We start from the raw sequence: 19,723 nt of genomic DNA, 5'->3' as shown, positions 1-19,723 counted from the left end.
CCCTTCTTTTCGCTTTTTTCTAAAGAGATTATAAAATAGAGCAGGATTATAAACTTCATTCATTACGATGCTGGAATTTCTTCCTAATTTGGCCAGAGCTTGGAATTAACAATGTTTACTTTTTTGAGCTTATCAATATATACATTCACTCTATTATTCAATAAAATCGTTTATTGAAAATTGTGAGCGAATCTTTACAGGAGGTAGGTATATCTTTGGACAAATTACCCTTTGAAGATGGCGAGATGATTGAAATAACGTGGCTGGGAAGAGGAGGGCAGGGGGCAGTGACAGCAGCTGAGCTCTTGGCCATTGCTTCCATAGAGGAAGAGAAGACAGCCATTGCAATTCCCGAATTCGGAGCTGAGAGGAGAGGGGCTCCAGTGAGGGCATACAACAGGCTGTCCTCTAAGAAGGGTGAGCTTCCAAAGACTCCTGTTATATCTCCAGACATCCTGGTTGTCATAGACCCGAGCCTCGTAGCTAAGGCTGAGCTCTACGTAAACTTCAACAAAATAAAGTACATTGTAGCCAACACAACATTGTCGAGAGAGGAAGCCCTAAAGGCGTTGAAGGCGAACATACCGGCCAGCAATGTTTACACCTTCGATGGCTCTAAGGCCGCCATGGAAATATTCGGAAGGCCCATATACAATACTGTCATGCTTGGAGCATTGATAGGAGCAGTTCCGCTGGTGAAGCCCTCCAGCTTGGAGAATGCTGTGAAAAAGAGCTTTTCTGGGAAGCTAGCAGAGCTCAATCTGAAAGCCATCTCAACCGGAATGAACAGAATAAAAGAATTGGAAGCTGCAGGTGTGGAGCCGTGAGGGAGCTTAAGAGCTGGAAAGATTTCCCCCTTGGGGGCATAATCCCTGAGCCCGGAAACAGCATGGAAAACGATATGAGCGGTTGGAGGAACGAGAGGCCGGAAATAGATCAGGAAAAATGCATCCGCTGCAGGCTGTGCTGGATATTCTGCCCCGATGGAGCGATACTGGAGCTTGAACAGCCGTATACTACTAAAGGAGGAAAGAGCTACAAGCTCACTTACGCTGTGGACTACCAGCACTGCAAGGGCTGCGGTATATGCGCACAGGAGTGCCCCGCAAAGGCAATTAAAATGGTCCCGGAGGTGTGAGCGATGAGCAGACTAGAAGGCAAAAAGAGGGAAGTTAAAGCACTATCTACGAACAAGGCAGTTGCTGAAGCAGTGAAAGATTCTGATGTGGATGTTGTAGCTGCCTATCCTATCACGCCGCAGACCACGGTTGTCGAGAGGATAGCGGAGCTGATAGGAGAGGGGAAGCTTGATGCGGAAATTATACATGTGGAGAGCGAGCACAGCGCTCTGAGCGCTGTAATAGGAGCTTCTGCAATGGGTGCCAGAACGTTCACTGCCACAGCGAGCCAGGGGCTGGCTCTGATGCACGAGGTCCTCCACATAGCAAGCGGACTGAGGGTGCCGGTGGTCATGAGCGTTGCCATGAGGTCGCTTTCAGCCCCAATAAGCATATTCAATGACCACAGCGATCTGATGAACCAGAGGGATTCCGGCTGGATAATAATCATGACGAGCAGCGCGCAGGAAGCTTACGACTCGATAATACAGGCTTACAAGATCGCGGAGAATCCGAATGTACTGCTCCCAGTAATTGTAGCGTACGACGGTTATGTCATGAGCCACACAATAGAGCCTGTTGAGGTTATAGGAAAGGAGGTGGCGGAGGAGTACATACCGAAGAAGCGAACTTGGAATGTACTGGATCCCGATAAGCCGATCACTGTTGGCACTATAACCTCTCCTGAATATTACTACGAGTTCAAATATGCTCAAGCCGTCGCCCTTAGGGAATCTCTCAAGTACATAATAGAGGCGGACGATGAGTTCAAGAAGCTCTACGGCAGGGGATACGGGGTAGTCGAGGGATACATGATGGAGGATGCCGAGATAGCGATCCTGGCCACTTCATCGTACTACACCAACCTGAAATATGCTGTCGACCAGCTCAGGAAGAGGGGCATGAAGGCTGGTGCGGTGAAGCTGAGGCTATACAGACCATTCCCCAAGGAACAGCTGTACGGGCTTATAAAGGGACTGAGGGTTCTCGGCATCATAGACAGAGCGGTGAGCTATGGAATGACGCCAAGCGGACCCATAGCTCTCGATGTCATGTCAGCATACAGGTACAGGGACATGCCAATGGTTCAGAGCATAATTGCGGGGCTCGGGCAGAGGAGAATGCTCATCGAGGACTTCGTCAGACTGTACGAAATTCTGGAGAAGAGGGCCTCCTCCAATTCCATAACAGAAGAATCAATATTCTATGGGGTGAAGGGAGTTGAGCTCTGAAGGAATGAGGATAAAGACGCTCTGGGACATACCTAGGGAAGAGCTGTTCGCAGGAGGCCACTCTCTGTGCGCCGGCTGCACCGCATCGACTATAGTAAGGCACCTCCTCAAAGTTGCCGGAAAAGACACGATAATCGTGAATGCAACCGGGTGCGTTGAGGTATCGACGACGTCATTTCCCTACACGGCTTGGAGGGTTCCATGGATCCACGTTGCGTTCGAAAATGCTGGTGCAGTAGCATCAGGAGTAGAATCTGCAATAAAGGCTTTGAAATCAAAGGGGGTGATCCCGGTTGACCGGGAGATCAACGTCATAGCGCTTGCCGGCGATGGAGGGAGCTTCGATATCGGCTTCCAGGCTCTCAGCGGGCTGCTCGAGAGAGGGCACAAGGTGATGTTCGTCATATATGATAACGAAGCATACATGAACACTGGAGTCCAGAGGAGCGGCGCCACTCCATTTGGGGCGTGGACCACAACAACCCCAGTGACGAGGAGGATCAGGGGGGAGTGGAGGACGAAGAAGGACATGTTCGATGTTGCCGTGGCTCACGGAGTGGACTACGTAGCTACTGCTAACCCTGCTTACCCGGTTGACATGGACGTGAAGTTCCAGAAGGGACTTAGCACCGATGGGCCCTCCCTCGTTCACGTCATCATGCCATGCACCACTGGATGGAGGTTCGAGCCCAAATATGGAATAACCATAGCTAAGCTGGCAACCGAGACAGCTGTGTGGGTCAACATGGAGTACGATAGAGGGAACTTCAGCGTGACAGTCCCAGTGAGGAAGAGGAAGCATGTCAGGGAATATCTCAAGCTCCAGGGGAGGTATTCTCACCTGAGCGATGTGGAGATCGAGCTCATACAGGAGATGATCGACAGAAAGGTCGAAGAGATCAACAAGAGGGCAGGGAAAGAAGTTATAGGCCCTCTTGAAGGCTAGAGCTTCCTGCATAGTCCCTAACTTTTTTTACAAGTATCTCATATGTTTCCTTTGGATCAGCTCTTTTGTTCGTAGCCTCCATGACCTTTCCGACTAGGAACTGGATCGCTCTCGGGTTTCTAGCAGCATCTTCCACAGCCTTCCTGTTCTCCTTCAGTATCCTCTCCACAACTTCTTCGAGCTCCTTTCCAGATACCTTCCCGATCCACCCTCTCTCCCGCATGAGCTCCATGACCTTTTTCCCGGACACCAGTTCAGGAATGGCTTCCTTCGCAACCTTGATTGAGATCTTGCCCTCCCTCAGAAGCTCCAAGAGCTGCGCCATTTCAGAGGGAGGAACAACTTCATGCAACCTGTTCACCCTTTCCTGTCCGATCCACCCCATCAAATCATTGACTATGAAAGCTGCTGCTCTCTCTCCCTCGATCTTGGTCAGCCTCATGACGTCCTCGAAGTAGTCTGCGAGCTTCTTGTTGGAGGTCATGACGTAAGATAAGTAATTGCTGAGCCCGTACTGCTCAGCCAGCCTCTTCCTCCTCGAAGATGGAAGCTCCGGCATCTCCGCCAAAATCCTCTTAAAGTATCCCTCATCGATGACCACTGGAGGCAGATTTGGGTCTGGAAAGTACCTGTAGTCTTCCTCGCTTTCCTTAGTCCTCGTCCCAATCGTCGCCTTCTTCTCCTGATCCCAGTGCCTCGTTTCCATCTCTATTTCCAAGCCCCTCTCTCTGAGAGATCTCTGGCGGGCTATTTCATATACTATAGCAGCTTCTATATCCGAAATGCTACCTATGTTCTTGACCTCCACCCTCTTTCCTCCCTCAAGGCTGATGTTCACATCGACTCTCATGGAACCTTCAAGGTTGAAGTCTGCCACATCCAGATATTCCAGGATTGTCCGGAGCTCCTGCAGGAAGCCCACGACTTCCCTCGGAGAACTGAAGTCCGGCTCCGTTACAATTTCCAGCAATGCTACGCCGCTCCTATTGTAATCGATCAGGCTATATCTGCTTGTCAGCATTGATCCCGTGTGGTAAACGATCTTTCCGGGATCCTCCTCCAGGTTGATCCTCCTTATTCTCGCCCTCTTCAATTCCCCATCCGCATAGTATTCCAGATAACCTTCTCTAGCTATGCTGGCAACTCCCTTTCCCTCGAACTGCGTTATCTGGTAGTTCTTCGGAAGATCGGGATAGAAGTAGTGCTTCCTGGCCCACGATATCTCCCTCGAAGTTTTCATGTTGAGCGCAGCAGCTACCTGGAGGGCCTTCTCCACGGCCTTCCTGTTCACTAATGGAAGAGAGCCAGGCATTCCAAGGCACACGGGGCAGACATTGGTATTTGGCGGACGATTTCTGTAATCTGAACTGCAGCCGCAGAACAGCTTCGTCTTCAGCGACGTTATCTGGACATGTATCTCCAGCCCAATCACTGCCTTTGGAGCTCTCTGAGTCACCTGAGCATCTCCTCCAGAACTTTTGCCATCATGAGGAGCTTATCATCGGACCACCTCGGCCCGATTAGCTGCAGCGAAGCCGGCTTCCCCGATATGGTTCCAGTTGGAATGGTTACGGCTGGAAGCCCTGCCAAGTTCGCTACCATGAGGGGGGCATCGATGGCATTCAGCTTAGAGAGATCCGTGGCATCGTAATTTATGGGGAGCGGAGGGACAAGGGATCCGGGGGTTGCAATGAGGGATTTTTCTTTCAGCTGGCTTTCGACCTTCTGCTTCACAGCGGCTCTCGCTTTCAGCGCCAGGGAGTAGTACATCTCGTAATAGCCCTTGCTGAGGATGAACGCACCAAGCATTATTCTTCTCTTGACTTCCCAGCCAAAAAGCGATCTGTTTTCCATATAGTATGCGTCCCAATCTATGTCTTCTGGCTCCACCACCCTAGTCCCATACCTAACTCCGTCGTAACGCGCCAGATTGCTGCTGGCCTCGCTGAAAGCTATGATGTAGTATATCTGAGGAACCTTGAGGAGCAGAGGTTCTGAAACCTCTTCTATGAGAGCACCCTCATCGCTGAGCTTTGAGACCGTTCTCCAGAACTCTTTGACTAAGGAATCGTCCGACTGAGGGTGCTCCGTCAGCTCTCTGGGAATTTTGATCTTTATGCCCTTCAAGACATCGAAGTCAGGCTCTTCGAATGCGATCCTCTCTATCTTGTCTCCCCAAGGATTTCGAGAGCTCGTTGGATCGAGAGGATCATACACAGAAATAACAGAGAAGAGATATGCGAGGTCGCTGGCGTTGGAAGCCATGGGGCCTATTTGATCCATGCTGTCAGCATACGATATCAGCCCGAACCTGCTGACCGAACCATATGTGGGCTTCAATCCATATATCCCGGTCCACGCAGCAGGGAGCCTTATGCTACCTCCGGTATCGCTTCCGAGCGCAACATCTACTACTCCAGCTGCCACGGCAGCTGCGCTTCCTGAGCTGCTCCCGCCGGGGGAGAGAGAGGTATCTATCGGGTTCAGTGTCGGGCCAAAAGCGCTGGTCGTCCCGAGGGCCCCCATAGCGAATTCGTCCATGTTGGTCTTTCCCACGACAAAGCCCCCTTCTCTCTCTATGAGCTTAATGACGGTGGCCGAATACTGGGGGATGAAGTTCTCCAGAACCCTGCTGCCGCAGGTGGTTCTAATGCCCTTCGTGACGATGTTATCCTTTACCGCCACGGGCACGCCGTAGAGCTTTCCAGGATTAAGCTTTTCCGGAACATCTCCGTTTATCGTGATGAATATGTTGAGCTTCGGATCTTCGTGAGCGATTTTTTCCAGCGACCTTTCGATGTACTTGTAGGGGTCAGAAGAGCCGTCCCTGACCTCTTCTATGAAGCTTACTACCATCCCCCTAGCCATCAATCATCCCTTGAAGACTTTTGGAGCCTTCACATACCCGTCCTGAATAATCGCCTGACTCAAAAGCTCCCTTCCAGTCTCAATGCCTATCTGAGGATCATCATCCCTCAGTCTTCCTTCGGCAATGTGAGTTACTGTCTCATTTCCAACGTTGAGGGATAGAATGTCGTCTATGTAGCTAAGTATCAGCCCGATCTCGCGGGAAAGCCTCTCCTTCTCTTCTTCGCTGAGCTTTATCCTTGACAGCCACGAGAGCCTATCTATGAGCTCATCATTAATTTCAATTTTGCCACTCATCCTCGACCACTTCTGGCGTTTCACATGTACCTAAGCATATAGCTAACAACTATTAATTTCTATTCCGCATTTTTTTGAAAATTTTTCACTGTGTAGCCGGCGTCGAAAGGATAAAATTCGATATAGAGCATCTAGATAAGGGACTCCCGCCTGCTCGTGGAAGAGGATGAGTTGCCAGAGGGGAGAAAATCGAGGATTGTACGAGAGACCTTTTCGGTCTCAATGATAAGCAGATCTTTCCTCGCTGGAAGCGCAGCATTGTACACCTCTGCACTCCCGATACTTGCTCGAAGAACCTTGCTGTTGTGAGCGTGCCCGTGTATCACGATATCGACTCCGCCCAGCATTTTTATGAGCTCCTCTGCTCTGTGGGATCCCATTTCCGCCCATGCGTAAGTGGGCTCCCCCTGCAGTGTTTTGAAGGTCGGGGGATAGTGAAACACCGCTATTTTCTTTCCCTTGAAGTTTTCTTTGAGGAATTCCTCGAATTTCTTTAACCTATCATCATACTTTTTCTGAATGTCCGGGATGTTCTTTCTCTGCCATCTGGTGGGAACATCGAGAATCCCAGTAGTTCCAAAAATCGAAACATCTCCGCCTTCCAGCCTTAGGCTAACTGCTGAGTCGTTTAGCCAAGTGGCCCACGGGTTCTCTTCCACTATCTTTTCCCTCAGTTCATCGTACTCTTCGTTCCCAAAAGTCGCTACAACGGCCGCTGAGCTGCATCTGCTCATTATCTCCCTGACCCTGCTGTAAAAGCTTATCTTTCCCTTCTCAATCATATCTCCCGCTAGTACGAGCAGATCGAATGTCTTGTCAGCGCAGCTCCTTTCAACAGCCTTAATCAGCTCCGCTTCGTATACGGGCAAATGGGCATCGCTTGTGGCTATGATCCTCATGAGTCTCCCCTACCTCAGAAAGCTCAGGAAGTTCTCCGAGATCATTTTTCTGAGATTTTCTCTCTCAATTCCGAGAGTCTCTGACATGAAATCAATCAGAAGGGGGATCTTCTCAGTGCTCAGCTGCTCTCCCCTGTAATTATAAGGGCCATCGCTCTCAGTCAACACCCTCTTCAGATCCGCATGTTTGAGTAGCTCGGAATGCTTCTTCTGAAATCTGGCAGCAACATTGAACGAGATGTAGAATCCAGCATCCTGAATAGCATTCATGACATCTAGCGGACCTGTATACCAGTGGAAAATCGCTCTGCTCACATCGCTCTTCGCGACATAATCATAGACCTCCTTCCACGCACCTGCAGAGTGGAGGTTCAGTGCAGCTCCGCTCTCCCTCGCCATTTTCAGAAACTTCTCGAAGACCTCCACCTGCATGTCATATGTTTGCGGAACAAATTTCCTGTCCAGACCCACCTCTCCCAAGCACGGCCTATCCATTTCGCTCAGAAGCTTTTCGATCTCCATGAGAGATTCTCTGTTTGCCATCTCGATCTTCCAAGGATGAATTCCTATGCAGGGAACCAGAGAGCCGTGCTCCTGCGCTAATGCTAAATTCTTCTTCGAGCTCTCCAAGTCGTCGGAAACTGATAATATCAAGTAGTCTCCTCTGAGCTTTTTCAAATAGCTCTCATCATATTCGTGAGCGTGGGCATGTGAATCCACATATTTGAAAGTTTGGGGAATCGCCATCACAGGATCCCGTTGGTCTGCTTTGAGATCGTTTCCTTTACCCACTTCAGCAACTCTTCATCGTTTTCGAATGAAATGGATTCCTCCTTCGGGTAGAACCTGCGCTTTTCGTCCTCACCGTATGTTATAAATTTGGCGGAAATGCCGCCGCTTTTGATCTCCTTTTCTCCAACGAACGCTATTAGCGGAACTCTCATCGTCCTTGCTTCCCTCAACCTCGGATTTAGCCTGCCATCCGAAAGCAGAACTGCACGTATGCCGGTGGAGACGAGCTTTTCATATATTTCCCTTGCTCTGTTTGACTGCCTCTCATCGCTTTCCTCAACCGGCAGGACTGCAACCTGAATAGGCGAAAGCCAGAAGGGAACTCTCCCTGCATACTGCTCCAGAAGGAGGCCTATGAATCTTTCCATGCTTCCCAGAACTGCCCTGTGTATTATCACCATTCTCTTTTCACTATTATCTCTGTCAGTGTAGGTCAGGTCAAATCTCACTGGAAGATTGAAATCCAGCTGGATAGTAGCTGCTTGCCACTCCCTACCCAGAGAATCCCTGAATATGACATCGATTTTTGGGCCGTAGAAGGCAGCATCCCCTATGGATTTTGTATAGCTCAGCCCGAGCTTCTTCAGAGCGTTCTCGAGGGAGCTCTCTGCATGCTCCCATATTTCATCGCTTCCCATGTAGCTCTTCCTATCGCTTGGATCCCTCAGGCTCAAAGTGAATCTGTAATCTTTGAGTCCCATCGCTTCGTATATCTCGCGGATCAGAGAGAGAACCTGCGATATTTCCTGCTCTATTTGATCCTCTCTCGCAAATATGTGGGCATCATCGATGACGAAGCCCCTCACTCTCGTCAATCCGTGTAGAGTGCCTGCTCTCTCATAGCGGTATACATTTCCCATTTCGAAGTACCTGACTGGGAGCTCCTTATAGCTCCATTTCTTGCGTTTCAGTATGAGGATGTGGAAGGGGCAGTTCATGGGCTTTATAGCATGCTCCTTGTCGTCCAGAGTGAAGAGAAACATGTTCTGCCTGTAGTGAGATAGGTGGCCGCTTATCTGGAAGAGATCTGTTGATGCTATGTGCGGGGTTGCGACAAGCTGGTAGCCCCTCCTCTGGTGGAGCTTGACGATGTATTCTTCGAGAGCTCTCCTCATAGCCGCACCATTCGGAGCCCAAAGTATGAGCCCTGCTCCTGTCAGAGGGGATGTCAGGAAAATGTCCATCTCCTTTCCAAGCTTGACGTGATCTCTCTTCTCCGCCTCTTCCTTTCTCTCCTCAAATATCTTCTCATCGTAACTGCTGGGAAATGCGGAGACATGCACGCTGTTGAGAATGAAAGAATCCTCTCTTCCCATCCAGTGAGATACGCTGACGTTAGCAAGCGCCATTTTCCCAATGCTTCCCACGGCTTCGGGGTGGAGGTCTGAGTCGCACAAGGTCGCCACATCATCGATGAGGATGAGCTTAGGAGAGGACATTCTCTTGAGGAGAGAAATGAGGAGGTCTTCTCCCTTCTTCCTCAGCTCCTCCTCTACGTTCTCTTCGACTATCCTCATGCGGACTCTTTCAGCTAGTTGCTTAGCGAGGGCAACGATGCTCTCTGCTTCTTCCCTCGAAATGTTCCTGCCATCCAAGTAGAAGTCGACTCTGACTTCTCCATCTCTTATGCTGAAGCCTGCTAGCTTGGCATATGGGAAAAGCTTCTTGATGGATGCTTCAACCAAGTGAGCAACAGCGTCCATGAAGATTTCGTTTCCTTTCTTCGTGAAGAAGTAAAGCATCTCTGCCCTTTCCCAATCAGCTTCCACTGTAGCCGGAAGGCTGAATACCTTCTTCCCTTTATCCCTGGTAATCACAAGGAGAAATACTGCCGACCCGAGAGAAGGGTCGAACTTAGGCTCGATCTTGATTCCGGGAGGAACATCATTGGACTCGCTTACATCGACAAGAAGAACCAAGAGGATCCCCCTTATTCTTCCTCTTCTTCTTCAGGCTCAGCGCTCAGCTTCACTCTAGCCATTTCATCTATTTTATCGAGATCCGATTCCTCCTGATATCCTTTCTTGATGAGCTCTGATATCTTCTTCCAAGCTTCATCAATCTTCTTCTTCTCTACCCAAATTATGATGCCTTCGCTGTCCTCGAAGAATACAGCAAACCTCTTCCTTCTGTCGTCCGTCACTACGTGAAGACATGGAGGATATTCGCACTCCTCATCCATATTTCTCCACCTTATTCCTGCCGATTTAAGCTAATTAATCAGGGGCTTCCTCGTAATATATACTTGACTATTGCATTAACATAAGGGGAAAGCGATTGAAGGGCAGAATATTGATAAGCTTGAACAAGAGATTTCCGGAAAACATATACTATGAGCTCAGAGAGAGGGGGTTCGTTTACTTAAGAGACCTTGGATGGCTTATACCCCTGGAAAAGGTGGAAGAGTTCGAGAGAATAGCTGGGACTGCTTTATCCGTGGACGAGGAAGAGCTGAGGAATTTGAAGCTGCTGTCAAGGGAGGTCAGAGAGCAGGATATCGATGTGGAGGAAAAGGGTGAAAGCCTGGGAGAGATCAGCATAGCCAGGGATGAACTGAATTACATGGTTAAGCTTCCAAATGGAAGAACTATTACCATACCCAATTCCATAGTGCAGGTATACAGAGAAGCGGTGGAGGAGCTGAGGAGAAGGGGGGTCTTCAGAATAAAGAAAAAGGAACTCGTGGAAATGGTGCTCAGGAAAATTGGCTTCAAGAAGTTCTTCAGCAGAGATGGAAGCCACTTTTACTGGGAGACTTTTTACGGAGACAGAGTAACGTATCACACGCACTACTACTACCCAGTTAAGATCCTGGAAAGCATGGGATTGATAGTGATCTCCAAACAGGACGAAATAATAATAAAATAGCTGTGCCTGTTTCGCTAATACTTTTATATATTCAGCTCTTCGGAATCCAATAGGATGTTACGAATGCATTCCGTGCATGTTTCTCTCCTGGTATGAAATTCGACAGTTTTCATCAGATGCCTGGAAATTCTGTGTTTGAGCACGGCAGTTTAAATTTAACTTCTGCTTCTGATCTTTCCCTTACTCTGAAAAGCAGAAGGCCTGCGTTGTTTTAAGGTTCCACAATATCTATTAAAAAGAAAGAGGAAGACTAAAATAGTTAATTTTAAAAATCTAGCATAAGGTGTGCTCGATGGGAAAAGACCGCGTGGTTGGAGGTCTGTTGGTTGTAGTATCTGCTGTTATAATCATTCTCTACGGTTTCTTGGTCTTCTTCTCGTCATATGACTTGTTCCTGCTGAAGCTGACGGGCTTCATAGCTGTCGCAGGAATTTTTGGAATACTGGCATGGATAGGATACACGCTAGCAACCACACCGCCTCCTAAGCCCATAGAAGAGATAGAGAAAGAAATTGAGAATGAGCTGAAGAAGCTAGAGGAAGAGACCAAGACCGATGGTGGCACCGAGTCGCAGAAGAGCTGAAGCATCTTTATGCGGGAAATCTGGTTATCTGTTCCTTAAGGTTTTGAGATGGACTTTAAACAGAAAAGAGCCGCCGGCGGGGATCGAACCCGCGGCCCCCGGCTTTCTCTGGCGACCCATTGTCTTCTTTGCACCGTACGAGGCCGGTGCTCTACCGGGCTGAGCTACGGCGGCACCCTTAACATTGAGCTTATGCTCTGCATTGGATTCAAATGTCATAGATAGCACAAAAAAATTATAAAGCTTTGCTAAAAACAGTAAGGCTGGAGCAAGTTGGAGATGGCCCCTCTAACGGCATTCATATTGGTAAACACGAAGATAGGGAAAGAAGAATCTTTTTCTCAGCAGATATCTGCATTGATCAAAAGCGTTGAAGGAATAAAAGAAGGCAGGGTGTATTCTCTCTTTGGGGAGTATGACCTCATCGTTGTAGTGAGCGCTGATCAGATTGAGACCATTGAAAAGTTTGTGACAGCAGCGAGAAAGCTCGAGGACGTGGTGAGAACAACAACGCTCATATCAAGCGATTGACGTTAAACATCTTCTGAGCAATAAAGCACCACGCGACTCAAAAAAGCTGAAATCACTCGTTGAACTCCGCTAGCTGGATACCCGGATTCTCACGTTCTCGCTTATATCCTTTCCGCTGAGTTTGTAAAGCCAATCGTAGAGCTTCACGTGGAAGGATCCCGGGGTCTGAGCCTCTCTGGCGGCCAAGGCGGAAGCTGCTTTGAAAGAGGACATTCCAACCACCGCTCCCATCAAAGGATCGGAAACTGCAGTGAAGGCCCCGACTATTGCGGACACCATGCAACCCAGCCCAGTTACCCTGTCAATCACGTTCCGGACAGCTTCCACGTTGCCTTCTATTGTATAGACTTCTCTTCCGTCGCTGACGAAGTCTTTCGGTCCTGTTATGCCTACTACAACGCTGTACTTCCTCGCGACTTCTCTGGCAAGCTCTCCGCCTCTTTCAGCATCGTACACGGCAGAGTCGACGCCTTTAGTTTTTCCGAACTCCCCCGCGAGAGCTAGAACTTCTCCATAATTCCCCTTGAGAACCTTGACCGCACCTGTTTCAAGCAGCATGAGGGATGCTTCTGTCCTGAGCCTCGTTGCTCCTGCTCCTACCGGATCCAAGATCACCGGCTTGTTCATCTTTCTGGCGATCCTCGCAGCCGTCACCATTGAGTATATCCATCGGTCGTCCAGAGTTCCAATATTTATCACTACGGCATCGGCGATCGAGATCAAATCGCTCAGCTCTTCCGGCGAATGCGCCATTATTGGAGAAGCTCCGATGGCGAGAAGGGCATTTGCTGTTGTATTCATGACAACATAATTTGTTATATTGTGAACTAGAGGTTTCCTAGCTCTGAGCTCCTTCAAATATCGGTCGAACTCTATCATAACAACCACAATATAATCAAATGATTATGGCTAATATAAATATATTATCATTAGAAAAGCAATGTCAATGAGAAGAACGTTCGTATGTATAACAAAGGAAAAGCTTAATTGCTCAGAGGCTGATTTGAAATGTGGTAGCTTTTCGAAATATAAAATAAAGGTTGGTGGGATTGGCCGAAATAGTTAGAATTGAGGGCGTTTCTATAAAGGAAATTCCTACAAAACCGAACAAGTACAGCGTGAGGGCTTTCATAAAGAACGTGGGGGAAGAGGTAGCCGTTGTCAACAGCATATATGTAGTGAATCTCTACGGAAACGTCTACTGCTCCGATTTTCTTGAACTAAAACTCAATCCGGGCGAGGTCGGATCAATAAATCTGGAGTGCGAGCTAGAGAAGATGACTCAATATTTCGTTAAAATCTCTACTAAGAAAGGCTATGAATCAGTATATTCTGTTTCTATATAGCTGAAAGCTCCCATCCTGGATGACCAAGGTTCTGAATTCTGGCTTCCTCTCCGCCCTGAAGGGCAAAGGTTCCTTCGAGCGGTTCACCGGTTTGGAGGGTCACCTCTTTCCATTCACCTCCGGGGCCGGGCCTTCGGCCCATTACCCCTATCCCCTCTAGGGACTCGGGGTTATGGAGCTCATCAATCATAGACCTCTAGAGGTCTCAAACTTCATGCAGAAGGCGTAGTATGAATTATTGCGTGTTGTCTTTAGATTTTGACCATGCATATATTAATTATCATCAATGAGAACAAGTTAGAAGCTATAACTTAAACTTATGTGATTTTCGAACACTTAAATAACCACCTTACAGAAGTTAATGTTTTGTAATTGCGAGGGGCTTGCAATTGGGCAAAGGAGCAGAGATCCCTGGACTGAAGCCCGGAAGATGGGTAAAGATTACAACAAAAAACGGTCTTAAGCTTGTAGGACTTGTTCTTCAAAGATATGAAATATTCGACCCTAGATACATCACTTTGAAACTGACGAACGGATACAATGTTGGAGTTAGGATAGACAATATAGCGGAAGTGGAAGAAGCGGAACAGCCTGAGAGGGGGCCTTCAGAGGAATTTAAGCCAGAAAAAGCTGAGGTCGCTGGAGGAAAGAAGGAGAGGATCCACATACTAGCTACAGGGGGAACCATTGCAAGCAAGATTGACTACGTAACAGGAGGAGTTACGCCGATCCTGAAAATCGAGGAATTGCTTGAAGCTGTGCCAGAGCTTAGTAGAATTGCTGAGTTTTCCAGCGAGGTCTTCTCGAACATATTCAGCGAGAACATGACTCCAAAGCATTGGGAAGCGCTGTCGAGGAGGATATATGACCTCTTCAGGGAAGATCCCGAAAGGGGGGTAATCGTAACGCACGGCACAGATACGCTTGGATACACAGCAGCAGCCCTCAGCTTCTCCCTTGGAAGGTTGCAGTCTCCTGTAGTTCTCATTGGCGCACAGAGAAGCAGCGACAGACCCAGCAGCGATTCCGCCTTCAACCTCATTTCCGCCTCATTTTATGTGCAAAAAAGGATCTGCGAGGTGGCAGTCGTGATGCACGGGGAGAGCGGAGATACCTACGCGCTTGCACACAGAGGGACAAGGGTGAGGAAAATGCACAGCAGCAGGAGGGATGCTTTCCAGAGCATATCTTCCGCTCCCATCGCCAAAATTGACCCGTATTCTGGAAAGGTCACAGTTCTGAGGAAGGACGTCAATATCTGCGGTGAGGAAAGGTTCGATCGCCTCAATGAAGAGCCAAAGCTGAAGTTCTCAGATAAGGTGTTTTTACTGAAGTTCTTCCCGGGAATGCCACCAGAGATCATAGACATTCTCGTCGAGAGAGGCATCAAAGGAATCATCATAGAGGGCACAGGTCTTGGACATGTGAGTGAAGATGCTATAGGCAGCATTAAGCGGGCTGTGGATAGTGGAGTTCTTGTCGCAATTTCGACGCAGTGCCTGTTTGGCTCAGTTAACCTGAACGTTTACAGCACCGGCAGGCTGCTGCTGAAGGCGGGAGCAGTAGGACTTGGAAACATGCTTCCTGAAACCGCCTATGTGAAGCTTTCCTGGGCTCTAGGCAATTATGAGCCGGAGGATGCTAAAGAGGTGATGCTCAAGAACTTAGCAGGGGAGTATGAGCTCAGAGAGCAGTTCAATTACTATCCAAAATGGTACCACGGTGAGGTGTGAAGCTTGGAGCTGGAAGCCGATTGGAAACAATTGGGGCTCAAGGTAGGGCTTGAAATCCACCAGCAGCTCAAGACGGAGAGGAAGCTCTTCTGCAACTGCCCTGCTTCATTGACGGAGGGAGATGTAGAGGATGTGTTCTATAGGAGGTTGAGACCGACCAGAAGCGAGTTGGGGGAAGTTGATGTCGCCGCATATTTCGAATGGATGAAGGGGAAAACATACGAATATCATGCCCCCAGAGGAGCTTCGTGTCTAGTTGAGGCAGATGAAGAGCCTCCGCACCAGCTGAACATGGAGGCCTTATCCATAGCTATGGGAATCAGCATGGCTCTGAACTCGAAAATAGTAGACGAAATACATGTGATGAGGAAGATAGTGATAGATGGCTCAAATACGACTGGGTTTCAGAGGACCGCGCTTGTAGCTATTGGTGGAGAGATAGAAGTGAAGGGCAAGAAATACGGAATACAGACGATATGCGTCGAGGAAGATGCTGCGCGTAAAGGTGAAGACAGGGAAAGCATTTCCTCCTATATCCTTGACAGGCTCGGCATTCCTCTCATCGAGATCTCAACCTCCCCTGACATAGAGACACCGGAGGAGGCTGCAGAGGTAGCTTCATGGATTGGAACTCTCCTCAGGCTGACGGGAAGGGTGAGGAGGGGCATTGGAACGATAAGGCAGGACCTCAACGTGTCAATACGTGGGGGAGAGAAAGTAGAAATCAAGGGGGTTCAGGAGCTTGAACTTCTTTCCAAAGCCGTTGCCTTTGAAGCCATGAGGCAGAAGAGGCTTCTGGAGCTGAGAGATGAGCTCATCAGGAGAGGGATAAGAAAGGAAGATATTGCTTTCCATCCAATAGACGTCACATCTGTGCTGAAGAGCTCTAAGAGCAGGGTCGTTGAGAAGAACCTTGCCAAACCGAAGGCGAAGGCACTAGCGGTGCTCCTCAAAGGATTCAGAGGGTTGCTGGGATTCGAGCTGCAACCGAATAGGAGGTTCGGTACGGAGCTTGCTGACTATGCGAGGTTCTATGGAGATGTAAAGGGGCTCTTCCACGGCGATGAGCTGCCTGGTTATGGGATAACCTCTGAAGAAGTGGAAAAGTTGTATGAACTTTTGGGGGGGAACGCTGAGAGAGACAGCTTCCTCCTCATTATTGATGAGGAGGAAAAAGCGCTCAAGTCTCTTAAAGCGGCGATAGAGAGAGTAAAGGCTGCTTTTGACGGAGTGCCGAAGGAAACTAGAGCTGTCCTTCCAGATGGAACCAGCAGGTTCATGAGGCCTCAGCCTGGCGCCGCGAGGATGTATCCTGAGACTGACATACCGCCGATCCCCGTCAAAGAGAACATCCTTGAAGTGGCGAAACTCTACAGACCAGCGACTCCGGAGGAGAAGAGAAAGTACTACGAGGAGAAGCTTGGATTAAGCAGAGCTCTGGCCGAGCAACTGTTGGGGAGCGAGCAGCAGGAGCAGTTTGAAAGACTCTACAACAGGTTGGGAGGAAGGGTGGATGCGACAACCATTGCTTCTCTTCTTCTAACACATATGGTATCGCTGAAGAGAGAGGGCTTCCCCGTAGAGAATATAGAAGAAGAGAAAATATATGCTTCTCTTCTGCTTCTAGCAGAAGGCAGGATAACCAAAGAGGGGCTCCCAGAACTCATGAAGCTCCTTTCAAAAGATCCACATGCCGAACCGATGGAGCTGGCCAAAAATGCTGGTCTGCTCACTATGAGCGAGCAGGAAGTAAGAGCAGTAATTGAAAAAATAATTGCGCAGTATGAATCAGTGATAAGAGAGAGGGGGGAAAGGGCGAAGTCTGTCCTAATGGGAGCTGCCATGAAAGAGCTCAGAGGAAGGGCCCAGGGGAGCCTAGTTTCAAAGATAATAGATGAAGAGCTGCGAAAGCGTTTGGGGAGCTAAAAAGTTTTTTCCTTCCACCATTTAATCTTTGAAAGCCTTCAGGGAAAAAACCCATCCAAACGGAGTCCCTACTGCTACTTCCAAACTGCTCTCAGCACCCGCATGACGTTGCCTCCTATGACCTTTGATATCTCTCCATCCGAGTAGCCTCTCGAAACAGTTAAATGTTTAATAAGCGATTATAGTTCTTGATGGTCTTAAATGGAAAAGCTGTATACGATGAAGGAAGCTTCGAAGATGCTCGGTGTCCACATAAGGACTCTGCAGAAGTGGGATAAAGCTGGAAAGATACGATGCGTTAGGACTGTTGGCGGCAAGCGCAGAGTTCCTGAGTCCGAGATTAAGAGGATTCTAGGGATGCATGAGGAGAGGAAGGTTGTTGGATATGCTAGGGTATCATCTCATGCACAAAATGATGAGCTGGAAAGGCAGATTGAAGCTATAAAGCAGTATGCTGAAGAGAACGGCTTTGGGAAAGTTGAAATCTTAAAAGATGTCGGTAGCAGCTTGAAAGAAGATAGAAAGGGCTTCCAAAAGCTCCTTGAAATGGTCATGAAAAGAGAGGTCTCGAAAGTCATTGTCGCTTATCCCGATAAGCTAACAAGGTTCGGTTTCAAAACACTTCAGCAATTCTTCCAGGGCTGCGGTGCTGAAATCGTTGTGATAAATGAAGAGGAGAAGGAGCCAAAGGAGGAGTTAGTGGAGGACTTAATAGCGATTATCTCCAGCTTAGCAGGAAAGCTCTATGGAAAGAGGAGCCGCAAGTACAGGAAGGTAGTTGAAGGTGCAAGACAGCTCTTACAGGATTGTTAGCTATAAGATTAAGCACAATTATGATGTTGAAGATTTCCTTCTCAGCTACCGTAGATTACTTCAGAGGGTAATAGACATAATCTGGGACAGTATCAAATGGGTTGAGAAGAGGAAGAAGAATTACTACATGGTTGAGCGCGGGAGGAGAAAGGTTAGAAGATATTACTATGTCAGGAGGCTCATTCCCACAATTCCGAAGACAAAGGAGTTCAAGAGACAGCTTAGAAATGAATTGCTAGAGAGCTGGGACTATGCTTCCCATTATGTTGATTCCGCGATAAAAGTTGCTTACTCCATTTTAAAGTCTTGGAGGAAGAATTACGTTAAGGGGAGAAGGAGGGGAAAGAAGCCTACAGTTAAGGGGCTGTTCGTCAGAGTAAAGGAAACGTTGTACGTCTACAGGGATGGAAAAATTAGGGTAACGATAGCTCCTAGAAGGCGGTACCTAGAGTTCGACTTAAGCAGGGCATGGTTCAAGAGAAGGGCTGAAGGACTGGAATTAGGAGAGCTGATATTAACGGAGCATGAGTTGATAATAACCTTCAGAAAGCCAACGAGAGAGAAGCATACAGAGAGAATCGGATGGGACTCAAATCTGTTAAGCCTCGATGGATTCTCGCCAAAGCATGGGTGGGTGAAAATCGATCTAAGCAAACTGTACCACATCCACAGAGTGCATGAGATGAAAAGGAAGAATGCTCAGAGTGTAGCGAGCAAGAAGCATTCGCTTAAGGAGAAAGCGAAGAGGCATGGCAAGAGGGAGAGGAACAGAGCTGAGGATTTCGTGCACAAGTTGACAACAGAACTGTCCAATAGATTTCCAAGCGCAGTCCAAGGCTTCGAGGACTTGAGCAAAGCTGGAATGTTCAATGAGTCGAGAAAGCATAACAGAGATGTTGCTAAGCAGAACTGGAAGCAAATAGTGCAGTACATGAGTTACAAGTCAATGGTTAAGCTCGTAGACCCCAAAAACAGTAGTTCTTCCTGCCCCGTGTGTGGAGGGAGATTGGTGAAGCTCCGAAAGGGGCAGGTGGTTAGGTGTGTAAAATGTGGTTTAGTTCTTGATAGGCAACTATGTGGAGCAATAAACATATACCTCAAGATGTGTGGATTTCCCCAGAGTCCGAGCACCTTCTACCATGCGGTGATTAAACCCATGATCCCTCGGTGGAAGGTGCAGATGAGGGCTCTGGGAGGGGTTGCCACGAAAGGGGGAGAGGGCGATGACATGCTCCTGATGAACTCGAGAGGGGAGCTGAGCCTGATGAACCTCAAGGCTTACATAGGATTACAAGTGCCTATGTAAGCTGAACCCCATCTTATTATGTTGGGATATTCAGATGGGTTCTCGAGTCCGTCGACGTAGGGAACTTTCTCATAATACGGTAGCCCCTCCTCAGAAGCTGCCTTTATAGACAAGTATTCAGCGAATACTTTGTGCAGTGCTACATGGTCTCCGAAGAGGGTATCGGGGCCGAAGGCAACATAGTCTATTTCTACCAGCTTCTCTATCTGACCTCCTCCCCGCCCTGAAGGGCGAAGGTTCTCTTCGAACGATTCATCGGTTTGGAGATACATCTCTTTCCATTCACCTCCGGGCCGGGTTTTCGGCCCATTACCCCTATCCCCTTTCGGGGACTTGGGGTTATGGATTGCTTTCATCAATCATCGACCTCAGGAGGTCTCAAAACTTCGTACAGGAGGAGTAGCATTGGTTATTATGTTTTGCTTGAGGTTTGCCTCCCGCATGCATTAATTATCATCACTGAGA

The 19,723-nt window shown here is 48.4% G+C and carries 22 protein-coding genes and 1 tRNA gene; 12 read left to right on the top strand and 11 right to left on the bottom strand.

The annotated features are described in order from the left end of the window. The first annotated feature begins 215 nt into the window (after positions 1-215). The 4 genes from ACLGLO_RS04185 to ACLGLO_RS04170 are packed head-to-tail and all read left to right on the top strand — an operon-like array spanning position 216 to position 3,296. Positions 216-827: a 2-oxoacid:acceptor oxidoreductase family protein gene (locus ACLGLO_RS04185; protein ID WP_492127675.1), complete on the top strand. Its 612-nt coding sequence runs from the start codon at positions 216-218 to the stop codon at positions 825-827. Next, entirely contained in the window at positions 824-1,138 is a 315-nt protein-coding gene (locus ACLGLO_RS04180; RefSeq protein WP_492127674.1) for a 4Fe-4S binding protein, read from the top strand. The genes ACLGLO_RS04185 and ACLGLO_RS04180 overlap by 4 nt, the downstream gene beginning before the upstream one ends. Before the next feature lie 3 nt (positions 1,139-1,141). Continuing rightward, complete coding sequence (locus ACLGLO_RS04175) at positions 1,142-2,350, top strand: ferredoxin oxidoreductase (protein ID WP_492127673.1); 1,209 nt, start codon at positions 1,142-1,144, stop codon at positions 2,348-2,350. 4 nt (positions 2,351-2,354) lie between these two features. Next, a complete protein-coding gene (locus ACLGLO_RS04170) occupies positions 2,355-3,296 on the top strand; it encodes a thiamine pyrophosphate-dependent enzyme (RefSeq protein ID WP_492129137.1) in 942 nt (313 codons plus the stop codon). Here ACLGLO_RS04170 and gatB read toward each other — a convergent pair. The 7 genes from gatB to ACLGLO_RS04135 form a co-directional block, all read right to left on the bottom strand. Continuing rightward, positions 3,274-4,752, bottom strand: coding sequence for an Asp-tRNA(Asn)/Glu-tRNA(Gln) amidotransferase subunit GatB (gene gatB, locus ACLGLO_RS04165; RefSeq protein ID WP_492127672.1), 1,479 nt, complete (start codon positions 4,750-4,752; stop codon positions 3,274-3,276). The genes ACLGLO_RS04170 and gatB overlap by 23 nt on opposite strands. Beyond that, entirely contained in the window at positions 4,749-6,164 is a 1,416-nt protein-coding gene (locus ACLGLO_RS04160; protein WP_492127671.1) for an amidase family protein, read from the bottom strand. The genes gatB and ACLGLO_RS04160 overlap by 4 nt, the downstream gene beginning before the upstream one ends. A 3-nt stretch (positions 6,165-6,167) precedes the next feature. Then, entirely contained in the window at positions 6,168-6,461 is a 294-nt protein-coding gene (locus ACLGLO_RS04155; protein ID WP_492127670.1) for an Asp-tRNA(Asn)/Glu-tRNA(Gln) amidotransferase subunit GatC, read from the bottom strand. A 131-nt stretch (positions 6,462-6,592) separates the two neighbouring features. Beyond that, positions 6,593-7,360 (bottom strand): metallophosphoesterase family protein, encoded by a 768-nt coding sequence (locus ACLGLO_RS04150; protein ID WP_492127669.1) that lies wholly within the window; start codon positions 7,358-7,360, stop codon positions 6,593-6,595. Between the two features lie 9 nt (positions 7,361-7,369). Then, positions 7,370-8,152: a TatD family hydrolase gene (locus ACLGLO_RS04145; protein WP_492127668.1), complete on the bottom strand. Its 783-nt coding sequence runs from the start codon at positions 8,150-8,152 to the stop codon at positions 7,370-7,372. After that, positions 8,107-10,071 (bottom strand): threonine--tRNA ligase, encoded by a 1,965-nt coding sequence (gene thrS, locus ACLGLO_RS04140; RefSeq protein WP_492127667.1) that lies wholly within the window; start codon positions 10,069-10,071, stop codon positions 8,107-8,109. The genes ACLGLO_RS04145 and thrS overlap by 46 nt, the downstream gene beginning before the upstream one ends. Before the next feature lie 11 nt (positions 10,072-10,082). Beyond that, positions 10,083-10,334: a hypothetical protein gene (locus ACLGLO_RS04135; RefSeq protein WP_492127666.1), complete on the bottom strand. Its 252-nt coding sequence runs from the start codon at positions 10,332-10,334 to the stop codon at positions 10,083-10,085. A 95-nt stretch (positions 10,335-10,429) separates the two neighbouring features. On the opposite strand from ACLGLO_RS04135, the gene ACLGLO_RS04130 reads away from it, so the two are divergent. Further along, the gene (locus tag ACLGLO_RS04130) at positions 10,430-11,020 is read left to right on the top strand and encodes a hypothetical protein (RefSeq protein WP_492127665.1); all 591 of its coding nucleotides are present in this window, start codon (positions 10,430-10,432) and stop codon (positions 11,018-11,020) included. A gap of 292 nt (positions 11,021-11,312) precedes the next feature. Next, positions 11,313-11,603 (top strand): transcriptional regulator, encoded by a 291-nt coding sequence (locus ACLGLO_RS04125; protein WP_492127664.1) that lies wholly within the window; start codon positions 11,313-11,315, stop codon positions 11,601-11,603. 68 nt (positions 11,604-11,671) lie between these two features. Here ACLGLO_RS04125 and ACLGLO_RS04120 read toward each other — a convergent pair. Further along, positions 11,672-11,777 (bottom strand) — tRNA-Thr (locus tag ACLGLO_RS04120). 105 nt (positions 11,778-11,882) lie between these two features. Between ACLGLO_RS04120 and ACLGLO_RS04115 the strand changes: the two genes are divergently transcribed. Beyond that, positions 11,883-12,134: an Lrp/AsnC ligand binding domain-containing protein gene (locus ACLGLO_RS04115; RefSeq protein ID WP_492129136.1), complete on the top strand. Its 252-nt coding sequence runs from the start codon at positions 11,883-11,885 to the stop codon at positions 12,132-12,134. Between the two features lie 69 nt (positions 12,135-12,203). Here ACLGLO_RS04115 and thiM read toward each other — a convergent pair whose 3' ends face one another. Further along, positions 12,204-13,013 carry a hydroxyethylthiazole kinase gene (gene thiM, locus ACLGLO_RS04110; protein WP_492129135.1) on the bottom strand — a complete coding sequence of 270 codons (810 nt, stop codon included), beginning with the start codon at positions 13,011-13,013 and terminating at the stop codon, positions 12,204-12,206. Between the two features lie 170 nt (positions 13,014-13,183). Between thiM and ACLGLO_RS04105 the strand changes: the two genes are divergently transcribed. Then, positions 13,184-13,480, top strand: a complete 297-nt coding sequence (locus tag ACLGLO_RS04105; protein ID WP_492127663.1) for a hypothetical protein — start codon at positions 13,184-13,186, stop codon at positions 13,478-13,480. On the opposite strand, the gene ACLGLO_RS04100 is transcribed toward ACLGLO_RS04105, so the two are convergent. Further along, a complete protein-coding gene (locus ACLGLO_RS04100; protein ID WP_492127662.1) occupies positions 13,473-13,622 on the bottom strand; it encodes a hypothetical protein in 150 nt (49 codons plus the stop codon). The two genes, ACLGLO_RS04105 and ACLGLO_RS04100, sit on opposite strands and share 8 nt — an antisense overlap. A 241-nt stretch (positions 13,623-13,863) precedes the next feature. Between ACLGLO_RS04100 and gatD the strand changes: the two genes are divergently transcribed. The 4 genes from gatD to ACLGLO_RS04080 all read left to right on the top strand — a co-directional run bounded on the left by gatD (position 13,864) and on the right by ACLGLO_RS04080 (position 19,258). Next, positions 13,864-15,213: a Glu-tRNA(Gln) amidotransferase subunit GatD gene (gene gatD, locus ACLGLO_RS04095; protein WP_492127661.1), complete on the top strand. Its 1,350-nt coding sequence runs from the start codon at positions 13,864-13,866 to the stop codon at positions 15,211-15,213. 3 nt (positions 15,214-15,216) lie between these two features. Further along, on the top strand, positions 15,217-17,139 hold the full coding sequence (gatE, locus tag ACLGLO_RS04090; RefSeq protein WP_492127660.1) for a Glu-tRNA(Gln) amidotransferase subunit GatE: 1,923 nt from the start codon (positions 15,217-15,219) through the stop codon (positions 17,137-17,139). Positions 17,140-17,340: 201 nt separating this feature from the next. Next, on the top strand, positions 17,341-17,952 hold the full coding sequence (locus ACLGLO_RS04085; RefSeq protein WP_492127659.1) for an IS607 family transposase: 612 nt from the start codon (positions 17,341-17,343) through the stop codon (positions 17,950-17,952). Further along, positions 17,924-19,258 carry an RNA-guided endonuclease InsQ/TnpB family protein gene (locus ACLGLO_RS04080; protein WP_492127658.1) on the top strand — a complete coding sequence of 445 codons (1,335 nt, stop codon included), beginning with the start codon at positions 17,924-17,926 and terminating at the stop codon, positions 19,256-19,258. The genes ACLGLO_RS04085 and ACLGLO_RS04080 overlap by 29 nt, the downstream gene beginning before the upstream one ends. Here ACLGLO_RS04080 and ACLGLO_RS04075 read toward each other — a convergent pair. Continuing rightward, on the bottom strand, positions 19,231-19,530 hold the full coding sequence (locus ACLGLO_RS04075; protein ID WP_492127657.1) for a hypothetical protein: 300 nt from the start codon (positions 19,528-19,530) through the stop codon (positions 19,231-19,233). The two genes, ACLGLO_RS04080 and ACLGLO_RS04075, sit on opposite strands and share 28 nt — an antisense overlap. Between the last annotated feature and the right edge of the window lie 193 nt (positions 19,531-19,723).

This window comes from Fervidicoccus sp. SLHALR4 (assembly GCF_058692745.1).
Note: the sequence above shows the minus strand (reverse complement) of the source record. Positions and strands in the feature narration are given on the sequence as shown.